The 4,374-nt window shown below is 41.9% G+C and carries 5 protein-coding genes; 3 read left to right on the plus strand and 2 right to left on the minus strand.

Going from position 1 to position 4,374, the window contains the following annotated elements; genetic code table 11:
* Positions 1 to 759: 759 nt before the first annotated feature.
* A complete protein-coding gene (locus BM021_RS14470; protein WP_090721695.1) occupies positions 760 to 2,304 on the minus strand; it encodes a galactose oxidase early set domain-containing protein in 1,545 nt (514 codons plus the stop codon).
* A gap of 544 nt (positions 2,305 to 2,848) precedes the next feature.
* Entirely contained in the window at positions 2,849 to 3,334 is a 486-nt protein-coding gene (locus BM021_RS14475; RefSeq protein WP_177186395.1) for a hypothetical protein, read from the minus strand.
* 148 nt (positions 3,335 to 3,482) lie between these two features.
* Between BM021_RS14475 and BM021_RS15820 the strand changes: the two genes are divergently transcribed.
* Genes BM021_RS15820 through BM021_RS16680 form a run of 3 tightly spaced genes read left to right on the plus strand, consistent with a single transcriptional unit; the run spans position 3,483 to position 4,240 of the window.
* Positions 3,483 to 3,752, plus strand: a complete 270-nt coding sequence (locus BM021_RS15820) for a hypothetical protein (RefSeq protein ID WP_218147882.1) — start codon at positions 3,483 to 3,485, stop codon at positions 3,750 to 3,752.
* Positions 3,727 to 4,167 (plus strand): transposase, encoded by a 441-nt coding sequence (locus BM021_RS15825; protein ID WP_218147883.1) that lies wholly within the window; start codon positions 3,727 to 3,729, stop codon positions 4,165 to 4,167. The genes BM021_RS15820 and BM021_RS15825 overlap by 26 nt, the downstream gene beginning before the upstream one ends.
* Entirely contained in the window at positions 4,112 to 4,240 is a 129-nt protein-coding gene (locus BM021_RS16680) for a hypothetical protein (RefSeq protein ID WP_218147884.1), read from the plus strand. Before BM021_RS15825 ends, BM021_RS16680 begins: the two co-directional genes overlap by 56 nt.
* The last annotated feature ends 134 nt before the right edge of the window (positions 4,241 to 4,374 follow it).

Genomic DNA, 4,374 nt, shown 5'->3' on the forward strand with positions numbered 1-4,374 from the left:
GAAAAGCTCATATCAATTAACTCAATTGTATGATTAAAAACACTATTATATCATTAATCGCATCTGAAACTGGCTCTGACCGTGCAAAGTTCTCTCAATGTGATCAATTCCATAAGCTCCACTGAACTCATCTTTCGCAATAACTCTCTACCTTGATCATCGAAAACCAGCAAAATGAGCGAGTCGAAGAAGCTTTCACTAAATATATGTAAGTTGTACCTACGGTATCTTCAAAGCTATGCTGATATCTATTTTAATATAGAAAAGAGGCTTTGAAATTCAATTCAGTATGTCGCCAAACTTATAATGATGGCGCATATTGAGCAAAGGTAAGCGACATAGAAAAACTTATCTGGCTAAGCGCAAGGTCATCCAGATAATCAATGGCTCAGTAAGTGTTACTTATTTCTCTATTCTCATACCCCTGAAGGCGCCGCTTCTAATTTCTTCACTACATAGCAGAGTGTTGAGCATATACGCTAGTGTACTACTTTAGGAAGCTCTGAATAAGTGTCTGTGCAAGTGAGTTGCTGCGTTAGGCAGTGCTCGGAAAATTCGTCTATCTATCTATCTGATACGTGGCACGTCGAACTTCGTTTTCTCATTTCCTGTGCTCCGTCTACCTTGCAACTCATCCCGTTCGACGGCTTATTCAGAGCTTTCTTTATTACTGGGCCCGTGCTGAACACATGGGGTCGTTTTTGTGCAATCCTTGCCTGCTGTCCATCAACAATCATTCTCAGCATAAGAAACAGCTTCTTAGCTAATTTGTATGATCCTAGCTACGGAAGGTACTCCTTCCGCATTCCAAACAAAAAGTAAGTAGAAACCTGGAGGTGCTATATTGGCTGTTGCTGGAGAGCGTACAGTTACAATGTTGCCTGTTTGTGGAATAGATAACTCAAAAAAACGTGCCTCATGATCAAATGCATGTGTAGCTGCACCTACACGTACAAGCGTGACTTTGGCAATATTATCGGTTGCCTCGATTGAAAAACTCTGATCCCAGCCGATCATTGTTGTAGGGGCATCAATAATTTCTGGACGAGATGCGAGTTCGCCGCTTCCATCAGTTTTGAATAAATAAGGTGGATAGTAAATTTCACCGTTCAGTTGTTTTAGTGGGCCTGGCGCACCTCCTCCACCTGTCAGCACGGTTCCATCGGGAAGCAGAATGGCAGCTGAGTGATATAGCCGTGCCTCAGCCGCACTGGCTGCTGTGGTCCAATTGCCCGTATTGGGATCCCAAAGCTCAGACTCTAATGCTGCGCCATCAAGCGTATTACCCGTCGATGAGCCACCACTGACCCAAACCCGGCCATCGGCAAGCACTGTAGCACTAGCATATTGACGATCCTTTGCCAGAAGACCGGCCGAGGATACAACGGGTTCACCGGTACCGTTGATATTAACGGTGATCGCTACACGATTCTTGCGAATGGAGAGAATGTGACCGGGGGCAAACATTACACTGGGCAGATTAACCCTACTAGATGCAGCCTTTGTCGCATACTTAGTGAGTGTGCCGGTGCTTGATGTATCAAGCTTGAACATTGCGCCATTATGGGCAAGAATAAATAGATTACCTTGTGGATTCACCCAGGCTCTTGGATAGTACCATGAAGCTCCACCAAGCTCTCCGTAAGCGATATTGCTGGTTGCTGAACTTAGCATACGCCAGCTACCATCGATTGTCCGTACTTCCGGTGTAGAGGAGTAGGTATCCTCGGTAATCCCTGCAAGAAATTTGTCGTCACGACCTCCCAGCACGGCATGTTCGCCATTTGGCAGTGTTACTGCAGTGGCATACCAGCGCTTGAAAGCCATACTTTGCGTCTGGCGTATGAGCGTGTCTGTCGTCGGATCAAAGATATTGACATCATTGTTTGCATAATTGCGTCTGTTATTTACCACAGCATCTCCACCCACGATAAGCGCATGGCCTGTTCCAGGAATTAACGCTTGACCTGCGCAGAAGGTGTCTGTGTTGGTGATATTGGGTAATACTTCAAACGCACTGGCACCGATACCCGCTGAAGGATCCCAAATGGCATAATGCAATTTAGCACTTTGCGCACCCGTTGGAGTTGTTCCATAAGCAAATACCCGTCCGTCAGGCATAAGCATCATGGAGAGCGGTATGATTGGCCAATCATGCAGAGGACCGAATTCCCCTTTCAAGTGCGCTTCTGGTCCGGCTAACGCAGGATTACTAACCGCATGAATAGATAAAAATAAAGCTAGAGTTGAGATGAAATATTTCAGACACCAAGTTATTGGTGCGGGGAGAGAATACTTGTACATAATATAGACTCCTGATATTGAAGATAAGAATAGGGAAGTATCATTTTTTTGTCGTCATGTAAGCAGTAAAAATGGATTTCTTATCAAAACAATAGTGAATGGCCAAAAAAATATTTTATCGTTTAATCATAACAAGAATCTGAGAATCAAATTTTAGTTTTTTAAAAAAGAACTTAATTATTGAATGCTTTGTAATCCCGTTAATTTATTTTAACTATAAGTTATGAGTTAACAATTGTCATGGATCAAATCTACTAATTTTTTTAGCAAAATATCCTATTTTTCTGAACCAAAAATAGGATACATGAACTAGTTTATATCGAAGAAATTCTTATACGATATACAGCGAATGCGGTAGATGATTCTGAAAGGATTATGCAGATCAGTTGATAAAATATTAGCGAGCTTTATCTGGTATTTTAGTCAGTTTCCACCATGCGTCAGCAGTGAGTATACCCAAGAAACAAAAACACCGATAACATTTTCATCAAAACTAATAGCAGATTTCTTGAATCTGGCAAGAAAAGCAATAAATTAAAGAAGATCAATCAATTCGATAACCCATTACTTTAATAATTTCCCATTTGAAATCATGAATATGAACATCTTCGCTGGCTAGCGGCATGGAGAGAGCGCCTTTTGCGACGGGCGGCAGCTCCAGATCTATTTGATGTACTTTAGGATCATGTGACATAGCTACATGCATATCAGAGTGATGGTGGTTGTGAATGGGAATCATGCTTACAACTAATTGTATTATATAGTAATTATCATTTCCATTATAGATACTGCCATTAAAAATCCCCCAGCCAAATCCAGCATCAATTTTTAATTTTTGAATCGCTTCGGCAGGTAATTCGGTGAGATTGGATTTTAGTTTGAGACAAGCTACTTCGGTTGCTTTGTTATTACTGGGCTGGCTTACACACTCATCAGCATTTACACCATACGAAACTATCAATAATATCCCAAGGATTTTTGCGTAAATAAAATTTATTGGCTTGAGTTGTTTAACAGTTTTTTTAATCATTCAGTCTCCTCTAGTGAGTAAATATGAGCAGTTAAGTTGTTGGTTCAAATTATAAATCCAATTGCTTGATTAAGAAACTGTCTTGAAATAATTAAATGATTTGTCACATAGTTAACGATGTTCTTAACTATTCTGTTTTATGAATTCCATGTACCCAAGTGACTTATCTGACGAGGAACGGGCATTGGTAGCCATCATTTTAAGCGCAAGGATCCTCGAGGGCAAAAGCCGACACACAGCAAGCATATTATCGTTAATGCAATTCTCTGCATTAACAAAACTGGTGCCCAATGGCGCATTGCCTACGGACTTTCCGTCGTGGAAAACTGTTTACGACCATTATTGGCCCTGGAACCAACGGAATGTCTGGGAGAGCGCGTTGGACGAGATCAATGAACTTCATCGAAAAAAACGGTAAAGAGCCAATGCCCAGTTTTGGGATCATAGACTCGCAAAGCGTTAAGACCGTGTCGTACAGTGATTGTCGTGGCTTCGATGGAGGCAGGAAAATCAAGGGCAGGAAGCGCCATATCGTGGTTGATACGCTAGGTCATCTAATCCAGGTCGTTGTTCATGCCGCCAATACCCATGACACCAAGGCAGCTCATTTTGTATTGCATGCGGCAGTGGAAAAATCTCCGCGCATTAGCATCTTCTCCGGTAATGCAGGCTATCGAGGCACTGCTGTAGACTTTGTTGAGCAGGTGCCTGACTTGAAAATGCATATCTCTAAAGCGCATTCAGGATATCTTTGCAGTTTTGCCCATTCGCTGGATTGTGGAGCGAACCTTTGCCTGGCTGGGAAACTTCAGACGACTGTCCAAGGATTATGAGATTCGGGCTCGTAGCGCTGAGAACATGGTACGTATCGCCATGCTAAGGTTAACTATGGCTAAATGTGTATGATCTCTTTCAAGACAGCTTCTAATAGTTTTCCTAATATCGTCTAATAGTTTCCCTTATCAAAATACAAGCGTTTCCCTGATATGCTCGATGTGTTGAGTAAAATAGAATTACTCATTGCATATCAGAGCATATTG

Source organism: Nitrosomonas sp. Nm166, from assembly GCF_900112825.1.
Classification (GTDB): Bacteria; Pseudomonadota; Gammaproteobacteria; order Burkholderiales; family Nitrosomonadaceae; genus Nitrosomonas.